Genomic DNA, 18,705 nt, shown 5'->3' on the forward strand with positions numbered 1-18,705 from the left:
AGGGTGGTTTGCGGTTCTAGTACCCACATCGACCCGTATTGAGTCGTGTCCCGAGTCCGGGACGCACTGCCGGAGGTCAGGGCAGCTTGATCACCGACACGTACATCTCCAGCATCGGCCGGAACAGGTCGACGTCGTCGAGTTGAGTGCCCAGCATCACCGAGTCCGTGGTGGCCACCAGGATGTGCGCGAACGTCAACGGCGGAATCAGCAACGCTCCCCCGAGCCGGTCGATGCCCTCCACGACGAATTTGCCCAGCGCCTCCACGACCTCCGCACGTTTGGCGGACACCCGCTCGCGCGCTTCGGCGTTGCGCAGCAGATAGAGCGTGAACTCGTGCCCGAGCGCGGCGTGCTCGGCGCCGCGGTCGCGGCTCAGCTGCCGCCAGCGATCGGCGATCTCGTCGAGTTCGCGGGCACCGATGTGCGTCGCGGTCGACATCACCTCGGCGAAGTTGTCGAAATAGCGCCGCCAATAGCGGTCGCTGACCGCCAGGAACAGATCTTCCTTGGTGGCGAAGTGCTTGTAGATGGCGCCCTTGGTGTATCCGGCAGCGTAGGCGATGTCGTCGAGAGTTGCTGCGGTGAAGCCCTTTTCGGCGAAGACATCCTCGGCGGCATCCAGCAGCAGCGAGCGGGTGTGTTCGAGTCGTCGCTCCCGCGTCCAGCGCTCCGGCATGCGGCCGATTGTGCCACAGGGATCTGAGAAGCTCATTGTTCATCCAGATACTCGTTGGTATATTGCCGAAGGTCAGTCACCAAGGGGGACTTCATCGTGAGCAAACCGCTCAGGCAGCAGGAGCGGCCGGTCGTCACCGAGTCAGCCGGCAAGGTGGCCGGCCTCGGTGCGCAAAATCCGTCCCAGCGGGTGCGGATCTGGGCCGTTGCCGGCGGCGCGGTGCTTGCCCTGCAGGTCTATGTGTGGATTCGGTGGATCACCGGCCCCTACTTCCAGCGCGTCCCGGCCGGGCCGACGGAGCCGCCGCTGTTCATGAAGGTGCCGCTGATGGCGAACGCGATCGTGCTCTGGGCCGGTCTGCCGTTTGCCGTGTGGTGGTTCATCGTCAGACCGTGGCGGCGCGAGCGCCGTATCACGCTCGACGGCATGCTGTTCGCCTCGATGGGGCTGATGTTCTTCCAGGATCCGCTGCTCAACTACTTCAACACCTGGTGCACCTACAACACCTGGCTGTTCAACCGCGGGTCGTGGTCGTCGCACATACCGGGCTGGATGTCACCGGAGGAACCGGGCCGTCAGGTCGCCGAACCATTGTTGACCAATGCGCCGGGTTACGCATACGGGGTGCTGCTGATCACCATCCTCGGGTGTTGGGTGATGCGCAAAGTCAAGGCGCGGTGGCCGAACATCAGCAACATCCGATTGATCGGCGTCACATACCTTTTCACCTTCGTCCTGGATTTCGTGATGGAGGGTTGCCTGCTGCTGCCGACCGGCCTGTTCACCTATCCCGGTGCGATGCGGGCAGTTTCGATCAACGCCGGCCACTACTATCAATGGCCGGTCTACGAGGGGCTGATGTGGGGTGGCGTCCAGGCGGGGCTGTGCTGTCTGCGCTACTTCACCGACGACCGCGGCCGTACCGTCGTCGAACGCGGAATCGACCAACTGCGAGGCGGATTCGCGGCACGCGAGTTCACCCGTTTCCTGGCCATCTTCGCCGCGGTCAGCGCGTGCTTTTTCTTCTTCTACAACGTTCCCGCGCAGTGGATGGGCCTGCACGCCGACCCGTGGCCGCAGGACGTGCTGAAGCGCTCGTACTTTCTCGGCGGAACGTGCGGCGACGGGACGACCCAACCCTGCCCCGACCCTGCGCTGCCGATGCCCCGCAAGGGCTCCGGCTACGTGAATAACGAAGGCAGGCTGGTCCTTCCACCCGGCGTAGAGCTGCCCAAGACGGTCCCGGTCGAACGGGGTAAGTGAGTTTGACTATCCAGGAGTCTGTTTCGTGAGTGAACTGATGAACCATCATGCGCCCGTCGTCACCGAGCGGCTCGGCGGAGCCACCGCGCTCGGTACGCAGGCGAAGCGCCCCTCCGGGCCCGTCCGGGGTTGGGCGATCGTCGGCGGAGTGATTCTGGCTTTCCAGTTGTTCGTCTGGATCAGCTGGATCAGCGGACCGAACTTCGAGCGAGTGCCTACCGGTCCGAGCGACCCGCCGACGTTCATGAAGGCGATTCTTCTTACCTGGACCGGCGTCATCGTCATCGGTTATCCGGTGGCCATCTGGCATTTCCTCATCCGACCCTGGCGGCGCGAGCGGCGGATCACCCTGGACGGCATGCTGTTCGTGGCCTGCGGCCTGATCTTCTTCCAGGATCCGTTGCTGAACTACTTCAACACCTGGAGCACGTACAACACCTGGATGCTCAATCGCGGCTCCTGGGTGCTGAACGTGCCCGGCTGGCAGTCATTCGGCGAACCGGGCCGGATGATGGCCGAACCGTTGCTGATGAACGCACCGGGTTACTCGTTTGTTCTGCTGTGCACGATGCTTGGTTGCTGGGTGATGCGAAAGGTCAAGGCGCGCTGGCCCAATGTCAGCACCCTCGGTCTGATCGGCGTTGTCGTGGTGTGGGCGTTCTTCTTCGACCTGGTCATCGAGGGCTTGTTCTTGATGCCGATGGGGCTGTTCACCTATCCCGGCGCCATCCGGGCCTGGTCGATCAACGCGGGCACCTACTATCAGTGGCCGCTCTACGAAGGACTGATGTGGGGAGGTGTACAGGCGGGACTGTGTTGTCTGCGCTACTTCACCGACGACCGGGGCCGGACATTCGTCGAGCGGGGTCTCGAACGCATCCGGGGCGGGGTCGTCAGACAGCAGGTCACCCGCTTCCTGGCGATCTTCGCCGCGTGCAGCGCGTTCTTCTTCGTGTTCTACAACCTGCCGGCGCAATGGTTCGCCATGCACGCCGAGCCTTGGCCCGATGACGTACTGAAACGGTCTTATTTCTTGATGGGCATCTGCGGGGACGGAACCGATCGGCCGTGCCCGGATCCGTCACTTCCGATGCCGCGCAATGGTTCCGGCTACATCAACACCGACGGCAAGCTGGTCCTGCCGCCCGGGGTGGAATTACCGAAGACCGTTTCGGTGGAACGGGGAAAGTGACTTGCTGACCAACAGTGTGCCCGCCGTTGAAACTGATCGCACCGCGCCGTTTTACCGTGCAGTCGGCGACGAAGCACAGGTGTTCCGTGCCGCCGCGCGCCGCGGTCTGCCGGTGCTGCTCAAGGGGCCGACCGGATGCGGAAAGACCCGGTTCGTGGAGGCTATGGCGCACGAACTCGGACGCGACCTGATCACCGTCGCCGGCCACGAGGACATGACGTCGGCCGATCTGGTGGGACGCTTCCTGCTCAAGGGCGGCGAAACGGTCTGGGTGGACGGGCCCCTGACGCGAGCCGTACGCGAAGGCGCAATCTGCTATCTGGACGAGGTGGTGGAGGCGCGACAGGACACGACGGTGGTCATCCACCCGCTGGCCGACCATCGCCGTGAGCTTCCAGTCGATCGGCTCGGCACCACATTGCGCGCGGCACCCGGGTTTCAGCTCGTGATCTCCTACAACCCCGGCTATCAGAGCGTCCTGAAGAACATCAAGGAGTCGACTCGGCAGCGCTTCGTCGCGATCGAGCTGGATTTCCCGCCGGCCGAGATCGAGACGGAAGTCGTTGCCTATGAGGCGGGTATCGACTTCGCGACCGCACGCACCCTGGTCCGGCTCGGCAACGCGATCAGGAACCTGGACGGGTCCCCACTGGGTGAAGTGTCCTCGACCCGGATGCTGATACTGGCCGGCGGCCTCGTCGCAGAGGGGCTGAGCCTGCGCAGCGCGGTCGAGTCGGCAGTCGTTCGTGTCCTTTCCGATGACCGCGACGTGATCCGCGCCCTCGGGGAACTCGTCGAGGCCGTGCTGCCCACACCGTGACAGAGTCAACTGTCAAGGAGCTGAACCGGTTCCGGTTGCTGGCTACCTTCGTGGCGGGCAGGGCCGTCGATGTTGCCGAGGCGACATCCGGTGCCGCTCCGCACACCAACGGGCGGATCGTCTTCGTCTCTGCCGGACGTCCCGTCGCCGATCAACGCCGCGAGGTGCTGCTGCAGAGCGCGCTGCTCGGCGCGGGCAGCTTGAACCCGCGGCTGATCAAACCGCTGCGGGCGCGGCCAGCGGCGGCGCGCCGCTATCTGGCGCTGGAGGGTTGCCGGGTGCTCACCGCCCTCTCCGAGAGTCTCCCGCTTGCCCGACGGGTGGGCCTCGACATGGATCCCCGCACCGCCAGCGCCGAGGAGTCACTCGAAAAGGCCACGGGTCGAGGCAAAGTCGGCGACCCGCCGCCGTGGTTCGGAGTCCTCAGACCCGCCCAGCTGCTGGCAGCATCTAGCGCACCCGGGGCGCGACCCACCGACATGCAACTGCAGCTGGCAACCGACCTCGTCGACTCACCCGCAGACGACGGCGAGGAGGACGAGGAGAAGCCGCGAGAAAGCAAGATACTCAAACTCTTCGACAATCCACTGGTCGCCTCGAAGACCGTCTCGGACTACCTACGCAAGCTGCTCGGCACCTCGAGTGGCGGTGACAACGGCGCCGCCGGTGCTGAATTGCAGGTCCGCTCCGCGCGACGGGCACGCACCGTGGGACCCGAGGCGCGACCGCTGCCCGCGCGGATCCACTTCACCGACGACGGCCATCCCGGGGCTGCGGTCGGTGTGGGCGGGGCGCTGTACCCGGAATGGGACGTCCACCGCAACCGATACCGGCCGCGGTGGTGCCGGGTCATCGACTTTCCGCTGACAGACAATGCCGCCGTCGAAGACGCGGCCGTCACCCACGACGAGGTGCTGCGGCGACGGTTGGCTCGGGTGGGCCTGGGGCCCAAGGTGCTTCGCGGCCGGCCCGATGGCGACGAACTCGACATCGAGGCGTTGATCGACTTGTTCGTCGATTTGCGCTCCGGGCACTCGCCGCCGGAAAACGTGTATCAGGAACGTCGCAAGTTGGCCCGCAACCTGGGGGTGCTCATCCTGGTCGACGCGTCGGGATCCGGTACCGATACCGATCCGCACGGACTCGCCGTCCACGACCATCAGCGTCGCGCCGCCGCCACCTTGGCCCACACCTTGGAGGAACTCGGCGACCGGGTTGCGGTCTATGCGTTTCGCTCCGAAGGCCGGCACTCGGTGCACCTGCCGGTCATCAAAGGGTTCGGGCAGCGTTTCGGCGCCGTCGGACGAGCCCGGCTCAATCAGCTGCAGCCGCAGAGCTATACGCGCCTGGGCGCCGGTATCCGGGGGGCGGGTGAGATCCTCAAATCCCAGGCCGGCACGCCGAACAAATTGCTGCTGGTGCTGTCTGACGGTTTCCCGTACGACCACGGCTACGAAGGGCGCTACGCCGAAGCCGATTCCCATCGGGCACTGGCGGAGCTTCGCGCCGATGGTGTTGCCTGTCTTTGCCTTTCGATCGGCGCTGGAACAGCCACCGATGAGCTGGAGCGTGTCTTCGGCTCCGCCGGTTTCGCCGGCGCGGCGACGCTGGCTGACCTCAGCCCGCGCATGGACGAGTTGTTCCTGACGTCCCTGCGTGAACTGGCCGCCCCCAAACCCACAGCGAGGACACGACATTGAAGGTGCTGTTGACCGGCGCACTGGGCAACATCGGCTTTGCCACGCTGCAGGCGTTGCTCGACGAGGGACACGACGTGGTGGCTTTCGACATCGACTCTCGTCGGGCGCGCAAGCTCGCCGCCACTCTGGACGGAGGAGCACGTTTCGTCTGGGGCAACATCACCGATGCACAGGCAGTACGACACGCGTTAGAGGGGGTGGACGCGGTCATCCATTTGGCAGCCATCATCCCGCCGTACTCAGAACGGGCGCCGGAGCTGGCGCGCAAGGTGAACCTCGACGCCACCCGTGCTCTGGTCACCCAGATGGAGGAGTCCCCTACCGCCAAGCGGCTCGTCTTCGCCTCGTCTATCGGCATCTTCGGTGAGGTGCAGGACCGCGAGCCGCCGCTGCGGGCGGATACGCCCGTCGCTCCGACCGACGAGTACGGACGGCAGAAGGTCGCCTGCGAGGCCGCGATCCGGGAATCAGGGCTGCGCTGGAGCATCCTTCGCCTCGCGGCGGTGACGCCGATCCACTTGCAGGCGCAGGACCCCAGCATCATGTTCGAATTCAGCCCGGACGCGCGGTTCGAGTTCCTGCATCCCGCAGACGCGGGAACGGCTTTCGCGCGTGCGGTGGCCGAGGAGAAGACGGTCGGCAAGATCCTCTACATCGCGGGCGGGGCGGGCTGCCGAATGACCTACTACGACTTCACCAACGCACTGATGAACGCGATCGGAATCGGTCGGTTGCCGGCCGCGGCTTTCGTGCGCTCGAAACCCGCTCGCTTCTTCGGTGATTGGGTGGACACCGAGGAGAGCCAGCAGCTGTTGCGGTATCAGCAGCGCGGGCTCGACGATCAATTGCGGGACATGAAAAAGGATTTCGGCATGCTGGTGCCGCTCCTGCGAGTCGTACGCCCGCTCGCGACGTGGTTCATCACCCGTCGCTCCGCTTATCTTCAGGAGAATCGACGTGGGGCCGGGGTGAGCGTCAACCCCTGAGTCCGGCGATGAAACGTTGGAAACTCCGGCTCAACGAACGCGGGACGTGGTCGGGGTCCATCAGATCGTTTTCCGCCAACGGACTGGCTTCACCGGCGACCGACCGCTCGGTCAGTGGCCGCAACGTCTTGTCCTGGCCGCGGAGTTCCTCGACTGTTTTGAGCAACGACCGGGACTCACCGAGCGAGTTCTGTAGCTGTTCGACGGACACGCCGAGGTGTTCGGCCACCAAATCGTCTCGTACGGCGATCATTTGGTGCCGCAGCTCGTCGTGGTCCGGGTTGTCCGGATCGGCTTCGATGGCCACATCGCCTTCGCTGTCGAAGCCCATCGACCGGTTGTTGAGGTTCGACGAACCGATGCGCAGCAGTCGATCGTCGACCACCATCACTTTCGAGTGGACGTAGATCGGGGCCCCGCCGTCGGTTACCGGCCAATAGACGCCGAGCCGGCCGTGTTCGTCGGCGGCCCACAGTTGTTGGATGAGCCGGTGACGTGCGCCGTCCATCGTCCCTCTTTCCAGGGCGTTGTTGCCGCGCCGTGGCAGGACGATCACGATTTCTGGTCCGTCTTCCTCACGAAGCCGATCCGCCAGGACATCGACGACTCGCCGGGCCGCCAGGTACTGGTTCTCCAGGTAGATGGTGTGACGTGCCGCCGCGATGGCCACCAGATTGAGCGCTTCGGCTTCCCGAACTTCGTCTCGGCTGTCCAATTCCGGTAGCGTGCGCACGATTCCGACGTCGACGTTGCGCAACGTCGGTTCCAGCTTGCTCGGCCAACCGACATGCTTGGCGTCGATCTGGGGCAACGACTGATTCGTGGCCGTCTCCCACCGTTCCCGGGCGAGTTCGCTGAGCGCGTGCGCTGCGGGGCCGTCCACCGCCGCGGCGACCTCGTGTCGAGCCCCATAACTGCGCCCCACCGACCTACGGCAGCGGTTCTGGTGTTCGTGCGCACGGGTGTCCCAGCGGCTGAGGGTCAGATCGATACCACCGCAGAACGCCACCACGTCGTCGATGACGACGATCTTCTGATGGTGAACGGATCCCGGCGGATGGGCCCCGTCGACGGCGAAGTTGAGTCGCTTGCTACTGACCCGATTCAGCAGCGAGGTCGGGGTGATCCCGTACCAGATGCCGTCGAAAGCGGGAAGTAGGCGCAGATTGGACCGCAACAGGTAGACCTCGAGGTCGGGTCGCTTCCACAGCAGCCAATACAGGAACGCGCCGAGCTGGTTGGGGCCGGGCAACGTCTTGGTGCCCCGTTCGAATGTCATCCTCGAGTCGAGATCCCAGGCGATCACCATGATCCGGTGCCGGGCGCGCAGCATCGCCGCCTTGACGTGCTTGAAGTAGTCCGCCGCGTCGACGATGCAGGCGAACTGATCCGCGTGCTCCACCCGCCAGCAGGTCTGGCCCGGCATCAGCAACTGATCGTCACGCACAGACTTCCTCGACGCTTCCATGGGTTGTCGCGGACGTGGTGCCGCGGTATCCAGCATATTGAGCGCCGGGTTGACCGCGCCAATCGCATGGGACACGTCCTGCAGCGAATAGATTGAGGACCATGCGCGCGCACAGGCGACCCGACGAGGATCCGGACCTCGTCAGTCGTCGTCGGCTGCTTCGGCTGGCCGGCGGCGTCGGATTGGCCGCCGGCCTCGGCGCCTGCTCGACCAAGACCGCGGCGAGTCCCACCCCGACTCCATCCGGTCCGACGACGACCCCACCCGGTCCGACGACGACCCCACCCAGTCCGGTGGCGCCGGCCGCACCGAATCCTGCCACCGCCACGTCGACGGCGGTCCAGCCGCCCGCGGCCGGGGTCACGGTGCCACTGCTTTGTCGCGAGGCCTGGGGTGCGCGACCGGCCCGGGCCGGCGGCCGACCGCACACACCCAACCGGCTGACGCTGCACCACGCAGCCGTCGCGCTGGGCGACAACAGCAACGCCCCGGGCCGCTTCCGTGCAGATCAGCGCTACCACCAGGACAGCCTGGGCTGGATCGACATCGCCTATCACCTCGGGATCGACGGCAAGGGAAACATCTACCAGTTGCGCAACCCTGACATCGCCGGTGACACCGCGACGGACTACGACACCACCGGGCATTTCCTGGTCATCTGCGAAGGCGACTTCGACCACGAGACCGTGTCCGGGGCGCAGCTGCACGGTGCCGCCGTCGCATTCGCCTGGGCCGCCCAGCGGTATGACATCGCGACCAGCACGCTGGCCGGGCACCGGGACTTCGCCCAAACCTCCTGTCCGGGCGCCAGTCTCTACGCCCACCTCGCCTCGGGTGAACTCAAGCGTCAGATCGATTTGCTGTTGAGCGGCGGCCGAGTTGAATTGCGGCCGTCCTGCGGGGCAGAAGGTCTCGCGCAAGTCGCGGCCATCGAGGCCGGCAACTGACGCCATTGAGCGAACAGAACCGACAATCTACTGTCGGCTATGGGTGGCGATGCGACCGCAGACGAGAAAGGTTCACGGCGTCATCGAACTACCTGTGACCTATTGAGCCACAACGACATAGGAGTCTGCGACGAGCGCGACGGCGCACCCGTACCCTACCGGCAGGCTGTCCATCCGGTATGCCGGCCGCCTGGCGTGCGCGTATCTGCTGTCGGTCACCGCAGCCACCGCGATCGTGATACCGATCGGCGGCCACGCGTTCAGTGGGGCGCACGCCTATTTCACCCGTGCGAACGTGATCATCTCCGCCGTCCTGGTGGGCTTGGGAACTGTCGCCGTGGCCGTCGGCGGCGTACTGAACATCGCCTCACTATCCCGCTCACTGGCCACGGCGCCCGAACCCGGTCCAGTTCGACTCCCGAGCGCGACGAAGATCATCACCCGACAATCCACCATCCTGGTCGCGACATGGGCCGTCAGCGGCGCAATCTCGCTGCTGCTCAACCTCGACGGCGGGATAAGTGTCGCAGTCCCCACGCTCTTGGGCGCAGCGCTCGGCGGTGCCGCCGCGGCGTGCTTGGGTCTGTTGCTCACGCATCGCCTGCTGCGCCGCACCGTGGTCGCTGCCGCAGCCGAGTATGAAGAGGGCGTCTTTGCCCCCGGAGTCCTGCCGCGACTGCTCAGCATGTGGATGTTGTGCGGCGCACTGCCCTGCGGCGCCATCGCCGCGCTGGTACTGCTGCGGTCCAACGGATGGATCATCCCGCAGACAGCCTCGGTGGACGTTCCGGTCGTGGTCATGTCGCTGGCGGCCGTACTGATCGGGCTGCCGACGATGATCCTTACATCGCAATCGATTTCAGATCCCATCCGTGAAGTCGTCGACGCCATGGCACAGGTCGAACAAGGACACATCGATACCGCCGTCGGCGTATCGGAACGCTCCGAAATCGGCCGCCTGCAACGCGGATTCAACGGTATGGTCGCTGGGCTCGCCGAACGCGACCGGGTACGTGACCTGTTCGGGCGACACGTCGGCCCAGACGTCGCGCGCCGCGCCCTGGAACAGGGCACCTCGTTGACCGGAGATGTCTGCGAGGCCGCGGTCCTGTTCATCGATTTGGCCGGCTCGACACAATTGGCATCCAGCCGCCCACCCCAGCAGGTCGCCGGATTGCTCAACGACTTCTTCCGGGTCGTCGTGAGCGCCGTCGCCCACCACGGTGGTTTCGTCAACAAGTTTCAGGGCGACGCCGCACTGGCCGTCTTCGGGGTGCCGCCGCACACCGAAAACTCGGCGTCCGCAGCTTTGGCGACGGCACGCGATCTGGGAAACCAGTTGCAGGAGTTGGTCATTGACTTCGGGCTCGGAGTCTCAGCCGGTTCCGTCTTCGCCGGCAACATCGGCGCTGAAGACCGCTACGAATACACCGTGATCGGTGACCCGGTCAACGAGGCTGCTCGGCTGGCCGATCTCGCGAAAACCTCCGAGCGACCGATCCTGTGTTCTGCCGCCGTCATCGATCGCGCCGACAACGCGGAGCGCCGGCATTGGGTCGGGTTCGGCCGCACCGTGCTGCGCGGACGCTCGGAACCCACGGAGATCTCCGCACCCAAGGATCTCGGCGACCTCGGAGAGGACCAATGAATGCCGACACCGCCCGGTCGTCTTCGACGCGTAGCGTCAGGGCCGACAATCCACACGAAAGGTCCCAATGGCAGGCAACACGGTCGGCAGGGTCGCCGGCAAAGTCGCGTTCATCACCGGTGCGGCCCGGGGTCAGGGTCGTGAGCACGCGATCCGACTGGCCGAGGAAGGCGCCGACATCATCGCGGTCGATGTCTGCGAGGACATCGACGGTGTCGCCTACCCGGGAGCGACCGAGGCCGACCTGGCCGACACCGCGGACCTCGTCGAGAAGTCCGGCCGGCGCATCGTCACTGCGAAAGCCGACGTGCGGGACGTGGAAAGTTTGCGTGCCGCGCTCGAGCAGGGAGTCGCCGAACTGGGTGGCCTCGACATCGTCGTCGCCAACGCCGGTATCAGCGGCGTGCCTTCGCCGGCCGCGTTGATCGAGCAGTCGGCGTGGCAGACGATGCTGGACATCAACCTGACCGGCGTGTGGCAGACGGTGAAAGCCGCGCTGCCGCATATGACCAACGGCGGCGGCTCGATCATCCTGGTCAGTTCGATGCTCGGTATTCGCGGCGGAGGCTATATGGCCCACTACGCGTCGGCGAAGCACGCCGTCGTCGGCCTGATGAATTCGTTGGCCAATGAGCTTGCCCCGCAGTGGATTCGGGTCAACTCCATCCATCCCGGCAACATCCTGACTCCGATGCTCGACAACGATTGGTTCTGCCGGACGCTGCGACCCGATCTGCCCGACCCGACCGTGCACGATGCCGCGGAGATCATCGGGCAGTTCCACCTGTTGCCCAAGCCGCTGATCGAGGCACGCGCCGTCAGCAACGCCGTGCTCTTCCTGGCGTCCGACGAGGCGCAGTACATCACGGGCGCAGCACTGCCCGTCGACGCCGGCGCGGTCGCGAAGTTCTGACGCTCCGACGTGACCCAGCCACTCACGCTTCCCGCCCTGCTGGCGCAGAGCGTGCGTCGCTTCGGCCAGGAAACCTATTTGGTCACGCCAACCGAACGCATCACCTACCAGGACGCGGAACGGGACTCGGCGAAGATCGCGCGGTGGTTGCTGCGCGAAGGCGTCGGGAAGGGCAGTCGGGTAGGCCTGTTCTTTCCCAACGGCACGGAGTGGGTCAACTGGTGGCTGGCCGTGTCGCGGATCGGTGCCCTGGCCGTTCCGCTGAGCACCATGTACACGCCGGCAGAGCTCGCAAAAGTACTGCGGCTGGCGGACATCGGGTTGCTGATCGCACCCAGCCGGCTGCTGGACACCGACGTCACCGAACGATTCGAAGCCGCACTGTCGCAGCTAGCCGATCAGCGAGCGGGCCGACTGGCGCTGCCCGCCGCACCGTTCTTGCGTCGTATCGTGCTCACCGGCGAGACGGACCGCCAATGGGCGACCACCTGGAATGCATCCGGTGCCGGTGGCGTCTCCGGCGAAGTGCTGGCGGCGGTCCAAGACGAGGTCTCCCCCGCAGATCTGGCGATCATGGTGCACACCTCGGGATCAACCGCCGATCCCAAAGGGGTGCTGCACAGCCACGGCACGGTGGTGCGGCAGACCTCGACCTGGCCCACCGCGATCAAGGCGCTCACCGGGCCCGCGTCCCCGCCAAAGATCTTGTGCGCCATGCCGTTTTTCTGGATCGGCGGCCTGCTCGCCGCGACCGGGGCATTGCACGAACCCGTAACGCTGCTGGTGATGCCGCGCCTCGACCCTGGCACGGCGCTGGATCTTCTCGAACAGGAACGCGCCACCGGGATCGTCGGGTGGCCTGCCTTCACCCAAAGGTTGCGAGAGCACCCGACCTTCGCGGCGCGCGACCTCAGCAGCGCACCGATGCTGCGTGACGGCCCGCTGGACCTTGCGATGATCAACGTGCCGGACGGATTTCCCGTCCACCGCACCATGTCTGAGACCGCAGGCGGTTTCGCGTTCACCGAGATGAGCATCGTCGACGACCAGGGTGCGCCGGTTCCCGAAGGGTCCACCGGCGAGCTCCTCATCCGCGGCGTCGGGGCAATGGCCGGATACAACAAGCGGGAGCGGTGGGAAACCTTCGATGCTGACGGCTGGTATCACACGGGGGACCGCGTCTATCGAAAACAAGACGATCCGCGCCTGTTCTATGTGGGACGAACCAGCGAACTCATCAAGACGGCGGGCGCCAATGTCTCCCCACTCGAGGTCGAGGCGGTCATCGAGGAATTCGACGATGTCGCGCAGTGCGTCGTCGTCGGGATCGACGACCAAGAGCGGGGCGAGCAGGTGTGCGCCGTCGTGGTCGCGGCGACAGCGACGATCGACGTCTCGTCCCTGGCCGCGCGAGCCCGAAAACAGTTGTCCAGCTACAAGGTTCCAACCAGCTGGGCAATCGCGACGAGCGACGACATCCCCACGTTGCCCAGCGGCAAGCTCGACCGTCGGAGCTTACGGCGCATGCTGACCACCGGCGTGCTACGTCGCTTGATCTAGGGCGGAAGCGGTTGTCGACTCGTCGTGTGACCGACGAAGCCGACGCGGGTGAGAACCAGGGCGGTCGTTGCCGTCGCCGCGCTGCCGCTCAGCCGCGGGCAATGAGCCGCGAAGTCTCCGGCGAGGCCGGCGCCTCGAGAAAGCCGGCGAGCCCGTCGACGACGCCGCTGACGAACAAGGCGAACGCCACCACCGCATCACCGCGCCGGATCGCACGTTCGCGTTCGGCGGCGAGGTGCACGGCGAGGTCTTGAGCTTGCTGAATTCGCATGGTGCGCACCGGTTCCGGGATGTGCGGCAGCAAGCTTTGCATGCCCGAACTGAAGTCCTGCGCCGACTGCATCGCGTCGGGCTGATGCAGGAAAACCTCAACCGCACCGGCGCGCTGCAGCTGCTCGATGAACGACACATACGAGCTGTCGGGTGACTCCGCCAGCTCGATCAGCGGCAGGACGTGCGCCTCCAGCTGGGCGCGAAGGTCGCCCGGATCGGCTCTGGCCCTGAGCAACGCCCGACGTTGCATCAGGTCGTTCAGCCGGTAGGCGAAGATCGCGCGCAGCAGATCGTCCTTGGAGCCGAAGTGGTAGCGGATCGCCGAATTGTTCGACGAGCCCGCCTCGATCGATATCTGCCGCAAAGAGATTCCGGCGAGTCCGTGTTCGGCGAACAAGCGCTCTGCCGCCAGCAGCAACTGCAACGCCGTCGTCGGCGCGGGTCCGGTCCGAGTCGTCATCATCTGATCATTACGCATGCATCGCGTCGACGGTGGCCGTAGCCGTCTGGAGCAGACCGGATGGGCTGGCCCCCAGCACATCGGCCAGAATGCCGACGTCCTTGGCCAGCAGCGGTCCGGCCAACCCGGCAATCACCGCAAGCGTGTGGCCCGAGTTCGCGATCACCTCGCCGGCGTAGCTGCGACTGCTGCCCGTGGACAGGACACGGGTCAAACCCTCGACGTCCACCCCGAGTCGACGGGCGGCGGCGAACGTCTCGGCCGCCAGCCCCAGGTGCGCGGTGAACAGCGAGTTGTTCAACAACTTCGCCGCCTGCCCGGCACCCAACGCGCCGAGGTGGATGAGCGGATTGGCAAACGTGTCCAGGACGGGCCGGCATCGCTGGACCGTATCGTCATCGCCGCCGACCATGACCAGCAGCGATTTCGCGGCGGCCAGATGCCCGCCGCCGGAGACGGGAGCGTCCACAAAGTGCAGATCCGGGTAGTCGGCGGCAAGCCGACGGCAGGTGCCCGGATGAACGGTGCTGTGAATCACCACGATTCCACCCGGGGCCATACCGGCCAGCGCCCCATCGTCCCCGCGCAGCACTTCGTCGACGTCGGCGTCGTCGATCACGCACAGACACAACACATCCGACGCAGCGCCGAGGGCCTTACGGTCGGCTGCGACGGCCGCGCCGTCGAACGGTGCGAGCGACTCGCGCCGGCGGGCCCACAGCGTCGTCGGGAACCCGTCCTCGATGATCCTGCGCGCCATCGGGCCACCCTGAGAGCCAAGGCCCACGAAGCCGACCCGCAGCGCGCTCATTCCTGCGCGCCGATGTTCGCCTGCACGTATGCCTCGATGTCTTCGGCGCGCGCCCGCAGCGCGTCGTGCACCTGCGGTGCCGTCACGACCAGAAACTGTCCGGCCTCGACGGCGTCGGCGGTCAGGCGGGCGACCTCCTCCGGACTCACGATGGGGTATGCCGGAGCGCGAGGTGACAGCGGGGCGTCGCCGTAGGCGGTGATGCCTTCCAGGATGTTGGTGATCACCCCTGACGGGCAAAGGCAGGTCACCCCAACCCCTTTCGGCCCGAGGTAAACCGCCAGCGCTTCGGAGACACCGACAATCGCGTGCTTGGAGGCGACATACGGCAGCCGGTCGAAGCCGTAGCTCAGCAGTCCCGAGGCGGACGCGGTGTTGATCATGTGACCGCGGCCCTGCGCGATCAGACCCGGCAGGAAGACCCGGTTACTGCGAGCGACACTGAACAGATTGACGTCGATCGTGCGGACCCAGGCTTCGTCGGGCAGCGCCTCGGGCGCACCGATCGCGAGCACGCCGACGTTGTTCATCACCACGTCGAATCGCCCGAACCGTTGCAGAGCGGCGTCCCGCAGCTTTTCCAGGTCCGCTTCGACGGTGACGTCGGCCGCCAGTCCGATCACCGGTCGCCCGAGCGCGCTGATCTGTTCGACGACCTCGGCGACGCGGTCGGCCGAAAGATCGCTCAGCACAACCGATGCGCCGCGTTCGGCGAATGCCAGCGCGGTCGCCCGGCCGATGCCGCTGCCCGCGCCGGTCAGCACCGCGACCGCCCCGTCGAGTTGCAACGCCTTGGTCATGCGATGCCCACCGCCTTGGTGCGGAGAAACTCGAACAAGCCTTCCTGGCCGCCCTCGCGGCCGAACCCGGAGACGCCGATGCCGCCGAACGGGAGTTCACAGCCGGTCACCGGGCTCGCTCCGTTGACATACACGCCACCGGCCCGGAGCGCGGTCACCAACCGTTGCACCCGATCGATGTCTTTGGTGTAGACGTACGAGGCGAGCCCGTACTGGGTCGAATTCGCCATCTGAATTGCCTGTTCCTCGGTCCGGAATCGCATCAAAGAGAGCACCGGGCCGAACACCTCGACCTGACCGAGCTCCGATGCCGGGTCCACGTCTCCGAGCACGGTCGGTTCGACGAAGAAACCGGCCATCCCGGCGGGAGCCCGACCGCCCGTCAACAACTTCGCCCCGTCCTGTTGCGCCCGATCGACCATGTCCAGGATCCGCTGTTGCGCTTCACGTGTCACCACGGGGCTGATCACCGTTGCCGGGTCGAACGGATCGCCGCATCGCATGCCGGACACCATCGCCAGGACACGTTCGACGACGTCGTCGTAGATGTCGTCGTGCACGATCATGCGGGACGGGATCGCGCAGCCCTGCCCCGCCAGGGTGCCCAGGACGCTGAATGTGTTGACGGCTACCGCCGTGTCGAGGTCGGCGTCCGGGAACAGGATGTTGGCGGACTTGCCGCCGAGTTCGAGTACCGCGGGTTTGAGCGAATCGGCGCACGCGGCAAGGATTTTCCGTGCGGTAACCGGTCCGCCGGTGAAACTGACCTTCTGCACCAGGGGATGGCGCACCAGTGCGTCGCCGGTCCGTGGTCCGCCCAGCACCAGGTTCACGACGCCGTCGGGGATCCCCGCCTCTTTGACCAAGCGCATCAGATGTTCGGTCGCATACGGTGTGAGTTCGGACGGCTTCATCACGACCGTGTTGCCGGCGGCCAGGGCCGGGATCAGCTTCATGCCGACCGACACGACCGGACCGTTCCAGGTGAGGATGATCCCGACTACGCCGTACGGCTCGGGTAGCGAGTAGGCCAACTCGCGCTGGTTGGCCGGGAACGAAGTGACGCGTCCTTCGACCTTGTCGGCCCAACCCGCGTAGTACGCAGTCCAATTCGCCATGATGGCGACCAGCGGCTGACTCATCCCGGCCGACATTCCGTTGTCGAGCACCGACAGCCGAGCGATCTCGGCGGTGTCGCGCTCCATCAATTCACCGAGCCTTCGAAGCAGGCGCGCGCGCTCGGCGGGCCGGAGAGCGCGCCACTGCGGGTACGCGTCGTGCGCGGCGCGGACGGCGGCGTCGACGTCGTCGGGACCGGCAAGCGGCACCGTCCCCTGGACTTCTCCGGTCGCCGGATAGACGTGCTGGTGCACACCCCCGGAACCGGTCGTGCGGGTTTCACCGCCGATGTGCAGGTGCACGTCGGGCACGCGGAGGTCGACGGTCATTGCACCATCCTTAAGTCAGATTACTTATTACTAAGGCACTTGACTTCATTGGTCAAGTGATGCCTAATGCTCGAATGGACGTGAAGGAACTGTTCGACCTCACCGGCAAGGTCGCCGTGGTGACCGGTGGCGCCGGCGGCATCGGCGAGGTCTACGCGGAGGCGCTCTGCGAAGTCGGCGCGTCGGTGGTGATCGCAGACATCAATCTCGAAGCCGCACGCCGGTGCGCAGAAGCGATGCACGACAGAGGTTTTGCTGCTGTCTCCGTGCATCTCGACGTCACCTCCGCCGAGTCGGCCGCGCAGATGGCGGCCGAGGCAATCGCGGCCTTCGGTGGCATCGACATCCTGATCAACAACGCGGCGATCATGACCGACCTACCGCCTTATGGCCTGTCCAACATGCCGGTACCGGACTGGGACCGGATCCTCAACGTCAATCTGCGCGGCCCGCTGCTGTGCACCCAGGCGGTCGTCGCGTCGATGTCCGAGCGCGGTGGTGGGCGGATCGTGAACGGCTTGTCGGCCGGGGCGTTCATGTCCGGCGGGATCTACGGTCTGTCGAAATATGCGCTGCACGGGCTCACCTGCAACCTCGCCACCGAGCTCGGATCGCGCGGCATCAACGTCAACGGCATCGCACCCGGATTGGTCGCCAACGAAAGCGGTTACGCGAGCCTGCCGAAGGACTCGCCGTTCCGCGACGTCCTCGCCGCCCAGATTCCCGGCAAGACGTCGGGCCCGCCGGCGGACCTGATCGGCACCATGCTGCTGCTGTGTTCACCGGCGGGCGACTGGATCAACGGCCAGACGATCTCGGTGGACGGCGGCTGGATCATGCGATTCTGATGGCCGACTGGACAACTCGCGAGGAACGGCTCGCGGTCGCGCGGGCCGAGTACGAGCACATCATGACCACCCCGAGCCCGGATCCGACCGGTGCCTACCTCGAAGCCGGCGTGATCGGCTACGTCTTCGGCGAGATGTGGCGCCGCGGCGTCCTGACCGCGCGCGACCGGCGCTGGATCACGCTGACCTGTGTCGGCGCAGCAGGATCGGTGCTGCCGATCGAGACGCACGTCTACGCCGCCCTGAAAAGCGGCGACATCGCCTACCCGGATTTCGACGAGTTCGTGCTGCACTTCGGCACGCAGGCCGGCTGGCCCAAGGCCTCGGTGATGCAGATGTACGGGATGGCGGCCGTGTTCAAGATCGCCGAGGAAGCCGGGGAACAGCCGCAACCGCACGACTTCGAACGCTGGGCCGCACCCGTCGACGACGACGCCCGCCGGGAACGCGGCGTCGCCTCATACCGCCGGATCCACGGCACCGAACCGCCGGCGGCATCGACCGCGTTCCAGGGCCGGGCCCGTCTCGACTACCTGTACGGCGAAATATGGGACCGCGCAATGCATCTCACCCGACGCGACCGACGCATAATCAGCATCTGCAGCGCGGCGTCGAGCACCGTCGACGAGGAGGTGCGTGAACACCTTCGGGCGGCGCTCACGCTGGGTGACATGACCCGTGACGAACTCGAGGAACTCGTGGTTCATTTCGCCGTCTATCTGGGCTGGAATCTGGGCCGACGACTCGATGACCTACTGGTCGAGGTCGCCGCTGCCAATGATCAGGCATGCTGAGGTCGTGTTCGACGCGCTCGACCACGTCATCCTCGCCGTGCGCGACCTTGATGACGCCACGCATCGCGCAGGTTCCCGGACTGGGGCATGCGGCT

At 65.9% G+C, this 18,705-nt stretch carries 17 protein-coding genes; 11 read left to right on the forward strand and 6 right to left on the reverse strand.

The features are described 5' to 3' along the window. Positions 1-76: 76 nt before the first annotated feature. Entirely contained in the window at positions 77-679 is a 603-nt protein-coding gene (locus AC5Y46_RS16745; protein ID WP_499944823.1) for a TetR/AcrR family transcriptional regulator, read from the reverse strand. 96 nt (positions 680-775) lie between these two features. Between AC5Y46_RS16745 and AC5Y46_RS16750 the strand changes: the two genes are divergently transcribed. Genes AC5Y46_RS16750 through AC5Y46_RS16770 form a run of 5 tightly spaced genes read left to right on the forward strand, consistent with a single transcriptional unit; the run spans position 776 to position 6,640 of the window. Continuing rightward, positions 776-1,942: a spirocyclase AveC family protein gene (locus AC5Y46_RS16750; RefSeq protein ID WP_499944822.1), complete on the forward strand. Its 1,167-nt coding sequence runs from the start codon at positions 776-778 to the stop codon at positions 1,940-1,942. A 37-nt stretch (positions 1,943-1,979) separates the two neighbouring features. Further along, positions 1,980-3,134, forward strand: coding sequence for a spirocyclase AveC family protein (locus tag AC5Y46_RS16755; protein ID WP_499944980.1), 1,155 nt, complete (start codon positions 1,980-1,982; stop codon positions 3,132-3,134). Position 3,135: 1 nt separating this feature from the next. Next, positions 3,136-3,954 (forward strand): CbbQ/NirQ/NorQ/GpvN family protein, encoded by an 819-nt coding sequence (locus tag AC5Y46_RS16760; RefSeq protein WP_499944821.1) that lies wholly within the window; start codon positions 3,136-3,138, stop codon positions 3,952-3,954. Further along, the gene (locus AC5Y46_RS16765) at positions 3,951-5,654 is read left to right on the forward strand and encodes a nitric oxide reductase activation protein NorD (RefSeq protein ID WP_499944820.1); all 1,704 of its coding nucleotides are present in this window, start codon (positions 3,951-3,953) and stop codon (positions 5,652-5,654) included. Before AC5Y46_RS16760 ends, AC5Y46_RS16765 begins: the two co-directional genes overlap by 4 nt. Before the next feature lie 2 nt (positions 5,655-5,656). Beyond that, positions 5,657-6,640, forward strand: coding sequence for an NAD-dependent epimerase/dehydratase family protein (locus AC5Y46_RS16770; protein ID WP_499944978.1), 984 nt, complete (start codon positions 5,657-5,659; stop codon positions 6,638-6,640). Here AC5Y46_RS16770 and AC5Y46_RS16775 read toward each other — a convergent pair. Next, positions 6,630-8,108, reverse strand: a complete 1,479-nt coding sequence (locus tag AC5Y46_RS16775) for a phospholipase D-like domain-containing protein (RefSeq protein WP_499944976.1) — start codon at positions 8,106-8,108, stop codon at positions 6,630-6,632. The genes AC5Y46_RS16770 and AC5Y46_RS16775 overlap by 11 nt on opposite strands. A 101-nt stretch (positions 8,109-8,209) precedes the next feature. Here AC5Y46_RS16775 and AC5Y46_RS16780 point away from each other — a divergent pair, with 101 nt between their 5' ends. The 4 genes from AC5Y46_RS16780 (at position 8,210) to AC5Y46_RS16795 (ending at position 13,176) form a co-directional block, all read left to right on the forward strand. Next, positions 8,210-9,055, forward strand: a complete 846-nt coding sequence (locus AC5Y46_RS16780) for a peptidoglycan recognition protein family protein (protein WP_499944819.1) — start codon at positions 8,210-8,212, stop codon at positions 9,053-9,055. A 190-nt stretch (positions 9,056-9,245) separates the two neighbouring features. Next, positions 9,246-10,703, forward strand: a complete 1,458-nt coding sequence (locus AC5Y46_RS16785; RefSeq protein ID WP_499944974.1) for an adenylate/guanylate cyclase domain-containing protein — start codon at positions 9,246-9,248, stop codon at positions 10,701-10,703. A 67-nt stretch (positions 10,704-10,770) separates the two neighbouring features. Next, entirely contained in the window at positions 10,771-11,616 is an 846-nt protein-coding gene (locus tag AC5Y46_RS16790) for a mycofactocin-coupled SDR family oxidoreductase (protein WP_499944818.1), read from the forward strand. Positions 11,617-11,625: 9 nt separating this feature from the next. Further along, the gene (locus tag AC5Y46_RS16795) at positions 11,626-13,176 is read left to right on the forward strand and encodes a class I adenylate-forming enzyme family protein (protein WP_499944817.1); all 1,551 of its coding nucleotides are present in this window, start codon (positions 11,626-11,628) and stop codon (positions 13,174-13,176) included. An 88-nt stretch (positions 13,177-13,264) separates the two neighbouring features. Here the strand turns inward: AC5Y46_RS16795 and AC5Y46_RS16800 are convergent, their stop codons facing one another. Genes AC5Y46_RS16800 through AC5Y46_RS16815 form a run of 4 tightly spaced genes read right to left on the reverse strand, consistent with a single transcriptional unit; the run spans position 13,265 to position 16,968 of the window. Beyond that, positions 13,265-13,909: a TetR/AcrR family transcriptional regulator gene (locus tag AC5Y46_RS16800; protein WP_499944816.1), complete on the reverse strand. Its 645-nt coding sequence runs from the start codon at positions 13,907-13,909 to the stop codon at positions 13,265-13,267. A 10-nt stretch (positions 13,910-13,919) separates the two neighbouring features. After that, positions 13,920-14,711, reverse strand: a complete 792-nt coding sequence (locus AC5Y46_RS16805) for an NAD(P)-dependent oxidoreductase (protein WP_499944972.1) — start codon at positions 14,709-14,711, stop codon at positions 13,920-13,922. A gap of 5 nt (positions 14,712-14,716) precedes the next feature. Next, positions 14,717-15,520 (reverse strand): SDR family oxidoreductase, encoded by an 804-nt coding sequence (locus tag AC5Y46_RS16810; protein WP_499944815.1) that lies wholly within the window; start codon positions 15,518-15,520, stop codon positions 14,717-14,719. Continuing rightward, positions 15,517-16,968 (reverse strand): aldehyde dehydrogenase family protein, encoded by a 1,452-nt coding sequence (locus AC5Y46_RS16815; RefSeq protein ID WP_499944814.1) that lies wholly within the window; start codon positions 16,966-16,968, stop codon positions 15,517-15,519. The genes AC5Y46_RS16810 and AC5Y46_RS16815 overlap by 4 nt, the downstream gene beginning before the upstream one ends. A 74-nt stretch (positions 16,969-17,042) precedes the next feature. Here AC5Y46_RS16815 and AC5Y46_RS16820 point away from each other — a divergent pair, with 74 nt between their 5' ends. Continuing rightward, entirely contained in the window at positions 17,043-17,816 is a 774-nt protein-coding gene (locus AC5Y46_RS16820) for an SDR family oxidoreductase (protein WP_499944813.1), read from the forward strand. Then, entirely contained in the window at positions 17,816-18,610 is a 795-nt protein-coding gene (locus AC5Y46_RS16825) for a carboxymuconolactone decarboxylase family protein (RefSeq protein ID WP_499944812.1), read from the forward strand. Before AC5Y46_RS16820 ends, AC5Y46_RS16825 begins: the two co-directional genes overlap by 1 nt. The last annotated feature ends 95 nt before the right edge of the window (positions 18,611-18,705 follow it).

It is taken from the genome of Mycobacterium sp. NGS59, from assembly GCF_059812345.1.